General features: G+C 63.5%; 15 protein-coding genes. 7 read left to right on the forward strand and 8 right to left on the reverse strand.

Annotated features, from left to right (window positions below; all coding sequences use genetic code 11):
• Positions 1-8: 8 nt before the first annotated feature.
• The gene (locus AC1D1B_RS02430) at positions 9-1,037 is read left to right on the forward strand and encodes a zinc-dependent alcohol dehydrogenase family protein (RefSeq protein WP_477329109.1); all 1,029 of its coding nucleotides are present in this window, start codon (positions 9-11) and stop codon (positions 1,035-1,037) included.
• A gap of 72 nt (positions 1,038-1,109) precedes the next feature.
• Here the strand turns inward: AC1D1B_RS02430 and AC1D1B_RS02435 are convergent, their stop codons facing one another.
• Positions 1,110-2,219, reverse strand: coding sequence for a TRAP transporter substrate-binding protein (locus AC1D1B_RS02435; protein WP_477329110.1), 1,110 nt, complete (start codon positions 2,217-2,219; stop codon positions 1,110-1,112).
• 296 nt (positions 2,220-2,515) lie between these two features.
• Between AC1D1B_RS02435 and AC1D1B_RS02440 the strand changes: the two genes are divergently transcribed.
• Positions 2,516-3,289, forward strand: a complete 774-nt coding sequence (locus AC1D1B_RS02440) for a gamma-glutamyl-gamma-aminobutyrate hydrolase family protein (protein WP_477329111.1) — start codon at positions 2,516-2,518, stop codon at positions 3,287-3,289.
• A gap of 10 nt (positions 3,290-3,299) precedes the next feature.
• Here AC1D1B_RS02440 and AC1D1B_RS02445 read toward each other — a convergent pair whose 3' ends face one another.
• From AC1D1B_RS02445 to AC1D1B_RS02465, 5 genes are all read right to left on the reverse strand, one after another.
• Positions 3,300-3,710, reverse strand: a complete 411-nt coding sequence (locus tag AC1D1B_RS02445) for a hypothetical protein (protein ID WP_477329112.1) — start codon at positions 3,708-3,710, stop codon at positions 3,300-3,302.
• Positions 3,711-3,801: 91 nt separating this feature from the next.
• Entirely contained in the window at positions 3,802-4,785 is a 984-nt protein-coding gene (locus AC1D1B_RS02450) for a 2-hydroxyacid dehydrogenase (protein WP_477329113.1), read from the reverse strand.
• On the reverse strand, positions 4,782-5,804 hold the full coding sequence (locus tag AC1D1B_RS02455) for a LacI family DNA-binding transcriptional regulator (protein ID WP_181056868.1): 1,023 nt from the start codon (positions 5,802-5,804) through the stop codon (positions 4,782-4,784). The genes AC1D1B_RS02450 and AC1D1B_RS02455 overlap by 4 nt, the downstream gene beginning before the upstream one ends.
• A gap of 65 nt (positions 5,805-5,869) precedes the next feature.
• Positions 5,870-6,754 (reverse strand): DMT family transporter, encoded by an 885-nt coding sequence (locus tag AC1D1B_RS02460; RefSeq protein ID WP_477329114.1) that lies wholly within the window; start codon positions 6,752-6,754, stop codon positions 5,870-5,872.
• A gap of 185 nt (positions 6,755-6,939) precedes the next feature.
• Positions 6,940-7,347 (reverse strand): DUF2000 family protein, encoded by a 408-nt coding sequence (locus AC1D1B_RS02465; RefSeq protein ID WP_477329115.1) that lies wholly within the window; start codon positions 7,345-7,347, stop codon positions 6,940-6,942.
• A gap of 46 nt (positions 7,348-7,393) precedes the next feature.
• On the opposite strand from AC1D1B_RS02465, the gene AC1D1B_RS02470 reads away from it, so the two are divergent.
• Complete coding sequence (locus AC1D1B_RS02470; RefSeq protein WP_477329116.1) at positions 7,394-8,269, forward strand: AraC family transcriptional regulator; 876 nt, start codon at positions 7,394-7,396, stop codon at positions 8,267-8,269.
• A 15-nt stretch (positions 8,270-8,284) separates the two neighbouring features.
• On the opposite strand, the gene AC1D1B_RS02475 is transcribed toward AC1D1B_RS02470, so the two are convergent.
• Positions 8,285-8,755, reverse strand: coding sequence for a MarR family winged helix-turn-helix transcriptional regulator (locus tag AC1D1B_RS02475; protein WP_477329117.1), 471 nt, complete (start codon positions 8,753-8,755; stop codon positions 8,285-8,287).
• 422 nt (positions 8,756-9,177) lie between these two features.
• Between AC1D1B_RS02475 and AC1D1B_RS02480 the strand changes: the two genes are divergently transcribed.
• Together AC1D1B_RS02480 and AC1D1B_RS02485 are read left to right on the forward strand one after the other, a co-directional pair.
• Positions 9,178-10,233, forward strand: a complete 1,056-nt coding sequence (locus tag AC1D1B_RS02480; RefSeq protein WP_477329118.1) for a CobW family GTP-binding protein — start codon at positions 9,178-9,180, stop codon at positions 10,231-10,233.
• 250 nt (positions 10,234-10,483) lie between these two features.
• Entirely contained in the window at positions 10,484-11,458 is a 975-nt protein-coding gene (locus AC1D1B_RS02485) for a WD40 repeat domain-containing protein (protein ID WP_477329119.1), read from the forward strand.
• 1 nt (position 11,459) lies between these two features.
• On the opposite strand, the gene AC1D1B_RS02490 is transcribed toward AC1D1B_RS02485, so the two are convergent.
• Positions 11,460-11,912, reverse strand: coding sequence for a hypothetical protein (locus AC1D1B_RS02490; RefSeq protein WP_477329120.1), 453 nt, complete (start codon positions 11,910-11,912; stop codon positions 11,460-11,462).
• A 157-nt stretch (positions 11,913-12,069) separates the two neighbouring features.
• Here AC1D1B_RS02490 and AC1D1B_RS02495 point away from each other — a divergent pair, with 157 nt between their 5' ends.
• Together AC1D1B_RS02495 and AC1D1B_RS02500 are read left to right on the forward strand one after the other, a co-directional pair.
• A complete protein-coding gene (locus AC1D1B_RS02495) occupies positions 12,070-13,452 on the forward strand; it encodes an aspartate aminotransferase family protein (RefSeq protein WP_477329121.1) in 1,383 nt (460 codons plus the stop codon).
• 77 nt (positions 13,453-13,529) lie between these two features.
• Positions 13,530-14,915, forward strand: coding sequence for a glutamine synthetase family protein (locus tag AC1D1B_RS02500; RefSeq protein WP_477329122.1), 1,386 nt, complete (start codon positions 13,530-13,532; stop codon positions 14,913-14,915).
• Positions 14,916-14,928: the final 13 nt, after the last annotated feature.

Here is a 14,928-nt window from a genome sequence, read left to right on the forward strand (position 1 = left end):
AGGACGTCATGAGAGCCGTGCGCCTGGAAGCCGCGGGCAGCATCGCGCTGCGGGAAGTCGACAAGCCCGTTGCGGGGCCGCAGGACGTTCTCGTGCGCATCGAAGCCTGCGGCGTTTGCGGCACCGACCGTCACCTCTTCCACGGCGAATTCCCTTCGAGCCCGCCGGTGACACTTGGCCACGAATTCTGCGGCATCGTCGAGGCTGTCGGAGACGCAGTTTCCGGTATCGCCGTGGGCGACCGCGTCACCGGCGATCCCAACATCTTCTGCGGGCGCTGCAGCCATTGCCGGGCCGGCCGCGTCAATTTGTGCAGCAATCTCAGGGCCATCGGCATCCATCGCGACGGCGGCTTCGCCGACTATGTCGTGATGCCGCAGAGCCAGGCTTTCCTTCTGCCTGCGAACCTCAAACCAACGCATGGCGCCTTCTGCGAGCCGCTGGCGTGCTGCCTGCACGCTGTCGACCTCGCCGGCATCAGGCCTGGTGCTTCCGTGGTGGTGCTCGGCGGCGGCGTCATCGGCCTGCTTACCGTGCAATTGGTCAGGCTCGCAGGAGCGGCGACAATCATCCTCTCGACGCGGCAAGCCTCCCGCCGTGCGCTCGCCGAAGAGCTCGGTGCAACGGCGACGGTCGACCCAAGTACCGCTGACCCGATCGAGGCGATCGCCGGGCCGGCCGGCCTTGTGCCCGGCGGGGTCGACGTGGTGCTTGAATGCGCTGGTGTCTCCGACACTGTCGAGCAATCGATGCGGCTGGCGAAGTCGGGCGGCACGGTCGTGATCGTCGGCGTGATGCCGCAAGGCGTGAAGGTACCCTTCGAACCGTTCGATGTGCTGTTTCGCGAACTGAAGGTCCTTGGCTCGTTCATCAACCCCTTTACCCACAGACGGGCGGCGGACCTTGTCGCGGCCGGCGCAATCGAGATTGACAAGCTCATCTCCAGACAGGTCGGCCTGGAGGAAGCCCCCACGGTGATCGCCAATCCGGCAGCGCCCGGTGAGGTCAAGGTGCTGGTGGTGCCGGGCAAGGGCTGAGACACTCGGCATCAGGCAAAGAAAAACCCCGGGTGGAGCCGCCCGGGGTTTCTTTGAATGTCGCCAGTGCGCCTACAGCTTGCCGTTGCGCTGCTGGACCATCATGAAGGTGTCGTAATTGTATTCTGCCACCTGGGCCCAGAGATAGTGCTCCTTGCGGAAACCCTTGATCGAGTCCCAGATCTTCTTGAACGGCGCGTTGGTGGCTTCCATTTCGGCGTAGACTTCGTTGGCCTTCTCGAAGCAGGCAGCCATGATGTCCTGGCTGAACGGGCGCAATTTTGCGCCGCCAGCCACCAGCCGCTTCACCGCCGCAGGATTGAGATAGTCGTATTTCTGCAGCATGTTGGCGTCGGCCGCCTGCGCGGCGGTGTGCACCAGCGACTTGTAGGCCGGCGAAAGCTCTTCGTATTTCGCCTTGTTGAACAACAGGTGGACGGTCGGACCGCCTTCCCACCAGCCGGGATAGTAGTAGTAGGGCGCAACCTTGTAGAAGCCGAGTTTCTCGTCGTCATAGGGGCCGACCCATTCGGCGGCGTCGATCGTGCCTTTTTCCAGCGCCGGATAGATGTCGCCACCGGCGATCTGCTGCGGCACGACGCCGAGCTTCGAGACAACTTTGCCGGCAAAGCCACCGATGCGCATCTTGAGGCCGGAAAGGTCGGCGACGGTGTTGATCTCCTTGCGGAACCAGCCGCCCATCTGCACGCCGGTGTTGCCGCCGGGCAGGCCGAAAAGACCCTGCGTGGAGAGAAACTCGTTGAACAGGTCGATGCCGCCGCCATGGTAGTGCCAGGCGTTCATGCCGCGTGCATTGAGCGAGAACGGCACGGCCGCACCCAGCGCCCATGTCGGGTCCTTGCCCCAATAATAGTATGACACCGTGTGGCAGGCCTCGACAGTGCCGGCAGTGGTGGCGTCGGCGGCCTGCAGGCCAGGCACGAGTTCGCCGGAGGCGAAGACCTGGACCTGGAAATTGCCATCGGTCGCCTCCGACAGCATCTTGGAGAAGACTTCCGCGCCGCCATAGATCGTATCGAGCGACTTGGGAAAGGATGACGCCAACCGCCATGTCACTTTCGGATTGGACTGGGCGATTGCCGGCGCGGCAAGCGTGGCGGCAGCCGCCGCGGCGCCCACGCCGGTAACCCCGGCCTTGCGGATGAATGAACGACGATCCATGCAGTTCCTCCCTATTGGACCAACAAACCGATATCAGGGACATCTCCTCACGCCCGGTATCGGTTTGCCCCAAACAATACACGGGCAAGGGGTCGAGTCCAGCATGGCAGCGGGATTTGACGGCGGCGCTAGTGACAAATCCGCAGGCTTGGCGCCCGGCCTGCAACTATAGTCTAACGTTTATTGCGTGGCCCATGCGAGACAACGAAACTTGCCATGGAAAAGCGCCTTCGGATCGCCTATTTTACAGGCACAATAGCTATTCGCTTCGCACCAAAAGGGAATTCGGACCCAAAATGCACCAGCCGCTCGTCGCCATATCGACCGACGTCCGTCAGTTCGACAACTACACCTGGCATGCCGCCCCGCAGCAATATATCGAGGCAGCACTTTCCGGCGCCGGCGTGTTCCCGCTGCTGGTGCCGTCCTTCGGCGACCGGCTCGATTTCGACGAACTGCTGTCGTCGGTCGACGGCGTCATGGTCACCGGCTCCAAGTCCAACGTCCATCCCTCGCTCTATGGCGGCGACGCCAGCGAGGCCAACGGCCCCTACGATCCGGCGCGCGATTCCACCACGCTGCCGCTGATCCGCAAGGCGATCGAGCGCGGCGTGCCGCTGCTTGCCATCTGCCGCGGCATCCAGGAGTTGAACGTGGCGCTGGGCGGCACGCTGGGCACCGAGATCCAGGAGCGCGAAGGCTCGCTCGACCACCGCGCAGCGGTGAGCGACAACCAGGACGAGCGCTTCGCCATTCACCAGACCATTTCGATCAAGCCCGGCAGCTGCCTCGCCGGCGTGTTCGGCCCCGGCGACATCAAGGTCAACTCGCTGCATCGCCAGGGGATCGACCGGCTCGGCTCGAAGCTGCAGGTCGAGGCCGTTGCCGGCGACGGCACGGTCGAGGCGGTTTCGGTGAAGGATGCCCGCGCCTTCGCCGTCGGCGTGCAGTGGCACCCCGAATACTGGGTCAAGTCGGACAGCAACTCGGCCAAGATTTTCGGCGCTTTCGGTGACGCGGTGCGCCTGCATGCGGCGGCGAAAGCCGGCGCGCGGGCGGCAGCCGAGTAAATCCCGACGATCAATTGCCGGCGGATTGATCTCGATCGTCGGTTGTCGCCAGCGACAGCAGCGGCGTGGCCGGCGCGTAGGATTCGTAACCGTCGCCATCGGCTACCGAGAAGGTGACGATCGGGTCGATGCCGTCGGCGCTGAAGGCGACCGTGCCGTCCTGCTCTTCACGCCAGAACTTCGCCCGCTCGATGCCGGGCAGCAGCCGGCGGCAATTCGGCGCCACCGTCAGCAGCGACAGGCCATCGTTGATCGCGGCGCCGCGGGTCACCGCGCAGTCGCCTTCATCGCCATTGGCGACCAGCCGGAAGCTGGTGGACGGCGTGACCTCGTCGGCGGCGCTTTGGCCAGCGCCACCGTGAAACAGCTGCACGCCGCCTAACAGCGCCGCGGCGGCGATCAATGCGGAAAGTGTTTTCATTCTGGTATTCATCCACGCATACGCCCCGGATGAATAATCATTTCGAAGGGTTAAGCTGACGTTAATAAATGTGGCCCGTCGTGCCCCGGCGTTAACCGGCCGCCTTCACATTCACCGTCTCGGGCACCGGGGTCAGCGGCCGGCGCTCGCTGAACCACGAGACCAGATTGTCGACGCAAAGATCCGCCATGGCGCGGCGCGTATGGTGCGAGGCCGAACCGACATGCGGCAACAGCGAGGTGTTGGGCGCTTCGAGCAACGCCTTGGGCACATTCGGTTCGTCGGCAAAGACATCGAGCCCGGCGGCGGCGATGGTGCCATTGGCAAGCGCTGCCGCGAGAGCCGGCTCATCGACCGTGCTGCCGCGGCCGATGTTTACGAACACGCCATTGGCGCCAAGCGCGGTCAGGATTTCGGCATTGACCGCCTTTTCGGTGGAAGCGCCGCCTGGCACCACGGAAATCAGCGTGTCGACCGCTTCGGCAAGGCCTTTCAGCGTCGGGTGGTATTGGTAGGCGAGGCCTTCGACTTTGCGCCGGTTGTGGTAGGCGACCGTCAGGCCGAACGCTTCCAGCCTTCTCGCAATGGCCAGGCCGATGCGGCCCATGCCGAAAATGCCGACATGACGGCCGCGCAAGGTCAGCCGGCTCAGCGGATAGTTGCCCTTCTTCACCCAGCTGCCGTCGCGCAGCCATTTCTCGGCGGTGTACAGTTCACGCACGGTGTTGAGCAAAAGGCCGATCGTGGTGTCGGCGACCTCCTCGGTCAGCACGTCAGGCGTGTTGGTGACCATGATGTTTTTCTTGGCCGCATGGACGGCATCGACGGAATCATAGCCGACACCGAACGAGGCGATGAGTTCGAGATTGGGCAGCGCATCCATCAATGCCGCGTTGACGCCGGCGAAGGAGGCGATGGCGCGCACGTCACGGCGCATTTCGTCGGTGACCAGCGCCGGATCGGCGCGTTCGATCTTGACCCTTCTGAAGGTGCGGTCGATGCGCTCGACCGCATGGTCGTTGAAATGCCCCGGCACCAGAACGGCGACGGCGTGCAACGCGTCAGGCTTGGTCATGCACGCTCCACCGGCTTGCCGGTAGACTGGCGCACATGCAGTTCCGGCTTGATCAGTTCCTGCGACGGCCGTACCGCCTGTCCGTTCAACTTGTCGAGCAGAGCGCTGGCGGCACGGCGGCCAACCTCGCGCTGGCCATTCCAGACTGTGGTGAGCGCCGGTGTTGCGATTGCCGCCTCCTCGAGATCGTCATAGCCGGTGACCGAGATGTCGGCGCCCGGCACCAGGCCGGCGCGGGCAATGCCGTTCATCAGCCCTATGGCGACGAGATCATTCCAGCAGCAGGCGGCGGTTGGCTTGTCTTTCAGCGCCAAAAACTGTCCAGCCGCCTCGAATCCGCCCTGCTTGGTGCGCGGCCCGGGAATGCGCCAGGACGGCCTGACCTCAAGCCCGGCGGCCTCCATGGCGTTGAGATAGCCCTGGTAGCGGTCGCGCCCGGTCGAAGTCTGGTCGGTGCCGCCGATCATGGCGATGCGCTTGTGGCCAAGCGAGATCAAATGATTGGTGGCAAGCGCGGTGCCATAGGCATCGTCGCCGCGAAACACCGGCACGTCGGCGCCTTCGACGGTGCGCGCGATCAGCACCGCCGGCAGACCGTTTTCCTCGGCCATGACGATGTCGGAAGCCGGCGTGCCGATGGCCGGAGACATGATGACGCCGTCGGCGCCGAGTTGCAGCAGCGTGTCGATGAAGGTGCGCTGCTTTTCCAGCTGGTCGTAGTGGTTGGACAGGATGAAGGTCTGCCGGCTGCGGTCGAGCTCGCTTTCGATCGAGCGCAGGATCTCGGCAAAGAACGGGTTCATGATGTCGTGGACAACGACGCCGACAATGCCCGAACGCGAGGTGCGCAACGAGGCGGCGCGGCGGTTGTAGATATAGCCGATGGCGCGGGCGTGTTCCTTGATGCGGTCGCGCGTGGCGCCGGCGACCAGCGGGCTGTCGCGCAAGGCAAGGGAGACCGTGGCCGTGGACACGCCAAGCGCATCCGCGATCGTCGAAAGCTTGATCTTTTGTGCCAGCCCTTCGCTCCCCGAGTTTTTTAAATTTTTTAAATGCGGCGTTATGCCATCGGATTCGGAGCAAATCAAAGTTTTTTCGCCAACGCCTCCGCCTCGACGTCGACAGTCGTTCGATTGCGCAGCCGCAAACGGTGCTCGCGATGGATGATGTAGAGGCCGCTGGCGACGATGATGGCAGCACCCACCAGCGTCCAGCGGTCGGGGAATTGGTGGAAGATGATCCAGCCGGACAGGATCATCCAGACCATTTGCGAATACGGATACGGCGCCAGCGCCGTGGTGGTCGCCAGGCGGTAGGCCTGCACCAGCAGCCAGTGGCCGCCGGCGCCGAACACGCCCAGCATCACCAGGATGAACCAGTGCCAGCCATCCTGCGGTAGCTGATGTGAGAATGGCAGCATCGGCAAAAGCAGCACGGCCGGCGCCAGCGCCGAAAACAGGATCAGGCTCTCCGAGCTTTCGCTGGCCGACATGCGCCGCGTCATGATGACGTAAAAGGAGTTCGACAGCATCGAACCGAGCGCAAAGAGATGGCCGACGCCGAAAACGCCGACGCCCGGCCTTGTGATGACCAGCACGCCGACAAAGCCCGACAGGATCGCCAGCCAGCGCCGCCAGCCGGCCCATTCGCCAAGCAGCGGACCAGCAAGGGCTGTGATCACCATCGGACCGAAGAAGTAGATCGAGGTGGTCTCGGCCAGTTGTAGCGTTTTGAGCGCCATGACGTTGCACATGGTCGAGCCGAACAGCAGTCCGCCGCGCAGGATGTGGGCCGGCAGATTGTTGGCGCGGAAGCGCGACGGCTCGCGCCAGCCACGCAGAAAGACGCCGACCAGCAGCACATGCACGATGAAGCGGGCCCAGGCGACGATCAGCGCGGAGACGCCGGCCAGCACCAGATATTTGCTCGAGGTGTCGAGAAAGGTGAAAAAGACATAGGTGGACAGCATGAACAGCATCGCCGCGGGCGGCGTTGCGCTTTCGTCTGATTTTGCGGGAACGTTCAAGGTCAGGCCGGCAGGGAGGATCGACGCTTAACCTTTGCGGTAATCGCCTGCGCCCGGCAAGCCAAAAGCGACTGGCATAACAGGCGCCGCGCACAGGCTCAGCGCACTGAAACCGAACTGCCTACGAATTAGGCATGCATGCGGGCGCCCTTGGTGATCTTGTCGACAAGTTTCTTGTCGGCACGCAGCGCGATGCCGACGATCTTAGCGTCTTCAGGCGCGAACTCGGCGAAGACGGTGCGGTTGGCCGCATCAAAGCCGGTGGCAAACATCTCCTCGACATAGGCCGATGTCGTCACCCCGCGCTCCAGCGCCCGGCGGTGGATGGCATTGAGCGTCGGTCCATCGGCCGAAAGCACGATGACCGGCTGGATCGACAGCGGATTGTAGAGGTTGCCGGCGCGGTCGCGATAGGGCTCGCCGATAATGTCGGGGAATTGCGCGACGATGCCGCTGGTCAGGAACGCGGTGACGTTCAGCTTCTGCCAGACGGGGAGATCGTCCCGCAGCACGATTGCAAATTTTGTATCGAACACCAAGATTAGGACTCCAGGAGTTGGCCCGCAAAGGGCAGGATATGCGATGGCGCACGGTCTAGACGGTGAGGCGGTACAGGGTCTTGAACGTTCGTGCGCGGATTCAGTCACTTCTGGGGACCGCATCGTGTCGGCGCCTGTTACCACTGGTATCGAGCGGATCGAGGCGCATTTCCACGGCAATGCCTTCGACCTGCACCGCCACGACACCTTTGCCATCGGCGTGACGCTGTCCGGCGTGCAACGTTTCCACTATCGAGGCGCGATCCAGCACAGCCTGCCTGGCCAGGTCATCGTGCTGCATCCCGACGAAGTGCATGATGGCGGTGCCGGCACCGAGGACGGCTTACGCTACCGGATCCTCTATCTGGAGCCATCGCTGCTGCTCGATTGCCTCGATGGCGCGCCGCTGCCTTTCGTCAGGGATGCGGTCGTCAACGATCCTGCCCTGCGCGGCACGCTGCTTTCGGCCTTGGCGCCGCTCGACGAAGAACTGGACGGGTTGTTCGTCGCCGATTTCGTTGCAGAGCTGGCGCAGCATCTCGGGCGCCATGCCGGACAAAAGGCAAAGCCGATGGGAAAGACCGCCTGGCGCGCGGCGGCGCTGGCGCGAGACTATCTCGAGGAGAATGCCGAGCGGCCAGTCCGTTCCGATGAGCTGGAGGCGATCACCGGGCTCGACCGCTATGCACTGTCACGGCATTTCCGCGCGACCTATTCCACCAGCCCGCATCGTTTCCTGCTGATGCGCCGGCTTCAAAAGGCGAGGCGGATGATCGAGGTGGGCGAGCCGCTGGCCGAGATCGCTGTTGGCGCCGGCTTTAGCGACCAGAGCCATTTCAACAGACATTTCAAGAAAACATTCGGCCTGACGCCCGGACGCTGGTCGGCGCTGGTGCGCGGACCTTCCGTGGCGGCCTAGCTCAAAACGCGCCGATCAATCGTCGATGTCGGCATCGTCGTCGACAAGCACCAGTTCTTCGTTCGACAGATTGGCTTCGATGCGGGCGAGCAGCTTGAACAGCGTCTTCTGTTCTTTCTTGTCGAGGCCCTTCAACGCCTGCTTCTCGGTCTTCTTCACCGATTTCTCGATCGCATGGATGATTTCGCGGCCGGTGTCGGTGAGGAAGATATGCGCCTGACGGGCATCCGCCGAGGAGGCGCGCTTTTCCAGAAAACCCTGCGCCTGCAGCCGGTTGATGGTCTTGGTGATGGTCGGCGGGCGCACGCCGAGGCGGCCGGCGAGATTGCCCGGCGTCTGGCCGTCCTCGCGGTCGAGCGTCAGCATGATCTGGTCCTGGCCGGCATAGAAGCCGTGCGTCAGAAGCCTTGCCGCCAGCGCGGTCCTTGCCAGCCTTGCCGCCGAATGCAGCCGGCTCATTGTTGCAGTCTTGTCCGCCTTGGCCATGGTGATCCCTCTTCGGCCGTACCGGTGCGTGCAGCATAGACGCAGCCGGCCGGTTGGCAATCGACGATCAAAAAGATTCCGGCTTTCGAAACAGCTTTGCCGGCAAGCATTTGTGGTGCCGACCGTGGTGATGCCAGATGTTTATTTCAGTTAGATGACAAACGAGTTTCCGCCAAGGCGATTGCAACGGTTTGACGCGGCACGGCTCCGCACAACTCAACGAAGAGGTGTTTCAGGCGACGCGGTGGACGGTCCGCATCCCTCGCACGGGTGATATTTCGGTCCACCCATCCGCTTGTCACGCCTGGGTCAAACGCCCAGGCGGTTTGCCTCGTGCAAAAGGCCGGCACACATCCTATATCAGGCCAACAATCCCTTCTTGCGGCCCGGAATTTCGCGGCCCAGCCATTTTGAGGCAAGACATGAGCGATGCACAGACGACGCAGATCCCCGTGACCGTTCTCACCGGCTATCTCGGCGCCGGCAAGACGACCCTGCTCAACCGCATCCTGTCGGAAAACCACGGCAAGCGTTATGCCGTCATCGTCAATGAATTCGGCGAGATCGGTATCGATAACGAACTCATCGTGGAATCCGACGAGGAAATCTACGAAATGAACAATGGCTGCGTCTGCTGCACCGTGCGCGGCGATCTGATCCGCGTCGTCGAAGGCCTGATGCGCCGCCCCGGTCGTTTCGACGCCATCGTCGTCGAGACCACGGGCCTCGCCGACCCTGTTCCGGTGGCGCAGACCTTCTTCATGGACGACGACGTCCGCTCCAAGACCAAGCTCGACGCTGTCGTGGCGCTGGTCGACGCCAAGCATCTGCCGCTCAGGCTCAAGGATTCCAGGGAAGCAGAAGACCAGATCGCCTTCGCCGATGTCGTGGTGCTGAACAAGACCGATCTCGTCACACCGGAAGAACTCGCCAAGGTCGAAGCGACCATCCGCGCCATCAACCCGGCGGCCAGGATCCACCGCACCACCCGCGCCGGCGTGGCGCTGTCGGAAGTGCTCGACCGCGGTGCCTTCGACCTGTCGCGCGCGCTGGAAAACGACCCGCATTTCCTCGAAGCGCATGATCACGACCACCATGACCACGACCATGATCACCACGATCATGATGGCCACGATCATCATCATCACCACGATCACGCGCATCCCTCCGACATCCATGATGTGACGGTGCAGTCAGTGTCGCTGCGCGGCGGCGAGATGGATTCGAAGAAATTCTTCCCCTGGATCGAAAAGATCACCCAGATGGAAGGCCCCAACATCCTGAGGCTGAAGGGCATCATCGCGCTCAAGGGTGATGACGAGCGCTATGTTATCCAGGGCGTGCACATGATCATCGAAGGCGACCACCAGCGCGCCTGGAAGGACGGCGAGAAGCATGAGAGCCGGCTGGTCTTCATCGGCCGCGAGCTCGATGCCGAACGGCTGAAGAAGAGCTTCGAGGCCTGCCAGGCGGCTTGATTTCCGGACTTTATAGCGATAGCGCTGCCCGCTCTTCCTTCTCCCCTTGTGGGAGAAGGTGGCCGAGCGAAGCTCGGTCGGATGAGGGGTGTTCCAGCTTGGCAAGGATGGCGATCCGTCCAATACCCCTCATCCGTCTCGGCGCTGCGCGCCGATCCACCTTCTCCCACAAGGGGAGAAGGTTGGCGCCATACCTGGCCGCGCTGGCGACTTTTCGGGGGTGGCGACAAATCTCATTGGAATGGTTCCCATGCCCACAGTTGCCCCCCTCGACCTCGACGGCCATTGTCTCGCCGCCGTCTTCCTCGACAACGTGCCGCATTTTGCGCTGGCTGATGGCGCTGTGCATCGGCTCGACAATGGCCACAAGACAATTCAAGCCAATGACGGCCTGCTCTCCACCTTCCATGACGCCGCCAACGACCGGCTGATCACCGGCGGCGAGGACGGCAAGATTTTTGCCGTCAACGCAGGTGGCAATGTCAGCGAGTTGGCAAGCGCCGGCAAGAAATGGATCACCAGCGTCGCCGCCGGGCCGCAGGGCGCGATTGCCTATGCCACGGGCAAGACCGCCTTCGTGCGCTTCGCCGGCGGCAAGACCAAAGAATTTACCCATCCGCGTTCGGTCGAGGGGCTGGCCTTCTCGCCCAAGGGCATGCGCTTCGGCGTCGCCCGCTACAATGGCGCGACGCTGCATTTCCCGGCCGCCGAGGGCAAGCCGGTGGAGCTCGAATGGGCCGGCGCCCATACCGGCATCACCTTCTCGCCGGACGGCGCTTTCCTGGTCACCACCATGCAGGAGAACGCGCTGCATGGCTGGAAGCTCGCTGACGGCAAGCACATGCGCATGACTGGCTATCCCGGCAAGGTCAAAAGCCTGTCGTGGAGCGTGAAGGGCAAGTGGCTGGCGAGTTCCGGCGCGCCGGCGGCGATCGTCTGGCCGTTTTCGGGCAAGGACGGCCCGATGGGCAAGGCGCCGCTGGAACTCGGCACGCGCGGCAACGCCATGGTGACTTCGGTTGCCTGCCATCCGAGCCAGGATGTCGTCGCCGTCGGCTATGATGACGGCATGATCATGGCGGTGCGCTTTGCCGATGCCAAGGAGGTGCTGCTGCGCCGCCCGGGCAAGGGCGCGATCACCGCGATGATGTGGGACAAGGAAGAGCGCCGGGTCGCCTTCGGCAGCGCTGCCGGCGATTGCGGCGTCATCGACATCTCCGCCTGACCTATTCGGCCCCGCACGACACCTTGCCGGTCGATTCCTTCGGCTTGCCGTCCTGTTCCGTATCGGCAGCATTGTCGTAGACGGCAAGCGTGTACTGGCCGTCATAGACGCCCTCGTCGCTCGTCTTGGTCAGGATCGTCAGTTCGACAGAGTTGAATTTATCTCCGAGCTGATGCTCGTGGTAGATGTTCAGCCGCAACTCCTTGTCGTCGAGCCAGTACTGGGTCAGGTCGGAATCCTCGAAGACGGTCTTGCGCAGGCTGTCGCCTTCCGGCCGGCCGAGTATCTCGAGATCGCCGCGAAAATTGAAGGTCGGGCCGCCCATGCCTCTGGTGACGCCGGCGCCGACATCGAATTTCACCATCGCATCATCGACGTCGCACCAGATACCGCCGGATGCCGAAGCCGCACCGGCCGACAAGAGTAGCGCAATAGCGCAGATGATCGTCCGCATTTTCTCCCCCCAAAACCACAAACCCGACCGCATTGGCGCCTGACTGCGCCGCAAGGTCAAGCCTGTCGAACTCGCCGCTGAGCCAATGCAGGGCATCGACCCGGCCAATTGCGGTTGCCGACGCCAATTGGCTAGTGTGCCTGCTGAGAGGGATTTCATGCACAGTACTGACAGTTCAAAGGCGTCCATCGGCGGCATCAGCGCCACCCGCATCGCCCAGTTGCGCGAGAGTGAGGCTGAAGCCTTCCGCAAGGCGCGGCCGAAATCGGCGGCCAAGGTTGGCAACGGCCTGCCCGGTTTCTTCGGCGGCGTGCCGATGCACTGGATGAACGACTGGCCGACGCCGTTCCCGATCCTGGTCGACAGCGCCAAGGGCGCCACCATCACCGACATTGACGGCAACAGGCTCGACGATTTCTGCCTTGGCGACACCGGCTCGATGTTCGGCCATTCGCCGCCACCGGTGGCGCGCGCCATCCGCCGCCAGGCCGGGCGCGGCCTGACCTACATGCTGCCTTCGGAAGATGCGTTGGTGATCGGGTCGCTTCTCGCACAGCGCTTCGGCCTGCCGTTCTGGCAGATCGCGACCACCGCCACCGACGCCAACCGCTTTGCACTGCGCGTTGCTCGGGCCGTGACGGGGCGCGAAAAAATCCTGGTCTTCAACGGCTGCTATCACGGCTCGGTCGACGAGACGATGGTGCGGCTGGTCGACGGTATCCCGGTCAACCGGCCGGGGCTGGCGGGCGAATTCCGCGACCTGACCAAGACGGCGAAGGTCATCGAGTTCAACGATATTGCCGCGCTGGAAGCGTCGCTCAAGGACAGGGACGTGGCCTGCGTCATCGCAGAGCCGGTGCTGACCAACTCCTGCATGGTGCTGCCCGATCCGGGTTTCCACGATGCCTTGCGCAAACTGACGCGCGCGGCCGGCACGCTGCTTCTCATCGACGAGACCCACACCATCTCCACCGGTCCCGGCGGCTACACTAGGAAATATGGGCTGGATCCCGACCTGTTCGTTCTGGGCAAGCCGATCGCCGGCGGCGTGCCGGCGAGCGTGTGGGGCATGAGTGATGGAGTCGCCAACCGCTACGCCGACTACAACAGAACCAAGCAACCCGGTTATTCCGGCATGGGCACGACGCTATCGGCCAACCCGCTGCAATTCGCGGCCATGCGCGCCACGCTCGAAGAGGTGATGACGCAAGAGAATTACGCCCATATGGACCGTCTGGCGCTGCGGCTCGACGCCGGGCTGACCGGGGTCATCGACCGCTACCGCCTGCCCTGGCATGTCGCCCGCGTCGGCGCCCGCATCGAGTTCATCTCCGCGCCCGGCCCGTTGCGCAATGGCGCCGAGGCGGAAGCGGCACACGCGCCGGAGCTCGAAGCCGCTGTCCATGTCGCATTGGTCAACCAGGGCGTGCTGATCGCGCCTTTCCACAACATGATGCTGATCTCGCCGGCCACCACCGGCGCCCAGGTCAACCGGCTGATCACCGCCTTCGCCACAGTTGCGGCAAGGCTGACGGCATGAGACAAGCGACTGAACGGGCGGCGACTGAACGGGCGGCTGCCGAACGGACCGCCAAGGAAACCTTGAGTACAGTAATCATGACTTCACCTTCGGGCTCGACGCCCGCCGAGGCGCAAGCCTTTCTCGACGCCCACCCTGAAATCGAAGCTTTTGACATCGTCTTGACCGACGCCAACGGCGTCGGCCGCGGCAAGATCGTGCGCCGGCATGAGCTGAAAAGCATCTATGAGGGCGGCCGCCACATGCCGATCTCGATCCTCGGCCTCGATATCACCGGCGAGGATGTGCACGAGACCGGGCTGATCTGGACGACCGGCGACGGCGACCTCAGGGCATGGCCGATCCCCGGCACGCTGGTGCCGCTCTATGGCACCAGCCCGCCGCGCGGCCAGTTGCTGATGGCGATGTACCATCTCGACGGACAGCCAATGTCGTCGGACCCCAGGCTGGCACTGGCCAGGCAGGTCGACATATTGGCGGCCAAGGGCCTCTACCCCGCCGGCGCTTTCGAGCTCGAATTTTTCCTGCTGGCCAATGAGCGCGACGCCGACGGCAAGGTGAAGCCGGCGGACGCCGTGCTCGACGGCCGCCGCTCGGCCAAGACCGAGGTCTATTCGGTCGACCATCTGCATGGCATGGAGCCGCTGTTTTCCGACATCTATGCCGCGGCCAAGGCGCAAGGCATCCCGGCCGAGACCGTGATTTCCGAGTATGCGCCCGGCCAATACGAACTGACGCTGAACTACCGCAAGGATGTGATGCGGGCGGCTGACGACCTCGTCATGCTGAAGCGGCTGGTACGGGCGCAGGCGCGCCGACATGGCGTCACCGCCTGCTTCATGGCCAAGCCGATCGAGAAATACGCCGGATCCGGCATGCATTTCCATGTTTCGCTGCAGGACAAGGCCGGCCGAAACGTGTTTGCCGAGGCCGGCGGCGAGAGCTGGTCGCTGCCGCTGCTGCAAGGGCTCGGCGGCCTGATCCAGACCATGGCCGAATCGATGCTGGTGTTTGCGCCGCACGCCAATTCCTGGCGGCGTTTCGTCTCGCAATCCTATGCGCCGGTGGCGCCGACCTGGGGCGTCAACAACCGTTCGGTGGCACTGCGCGTGCCGGCTGGCGACGCCAAGAACCGGCGCATCGAACACCGGCCGTCGGGCGTCGATGCCAACCCCTACCTGATCGCGGCAACGGTGCTGGCAGGCATCATTAAGGGACTGGACGAAGGCCTCGACCCCGGCCCGGAGACGACTGGCAATGGCTATGAAGCAGCTGTCACGCGCACGACCATGCCGGTCGACTGGCGCGCCGCGATCGAGGCGGCGCGGGCCTCGAGCTTCCTGAAAGAGGCGCTGGGCGAAGATCTGCACCGCACCTTCGTGGCGATCAAGCAGTCCGAATATTTGCGCGTCGCCCGCACCGTCAGCGAGCTGGATTACCACCTCTATTTGCACGAAGTTTGATGGCCCGCTCCGC

This window comes from Mesorhizobium sp. P2_C5_2, assembly GCF_056404535.1.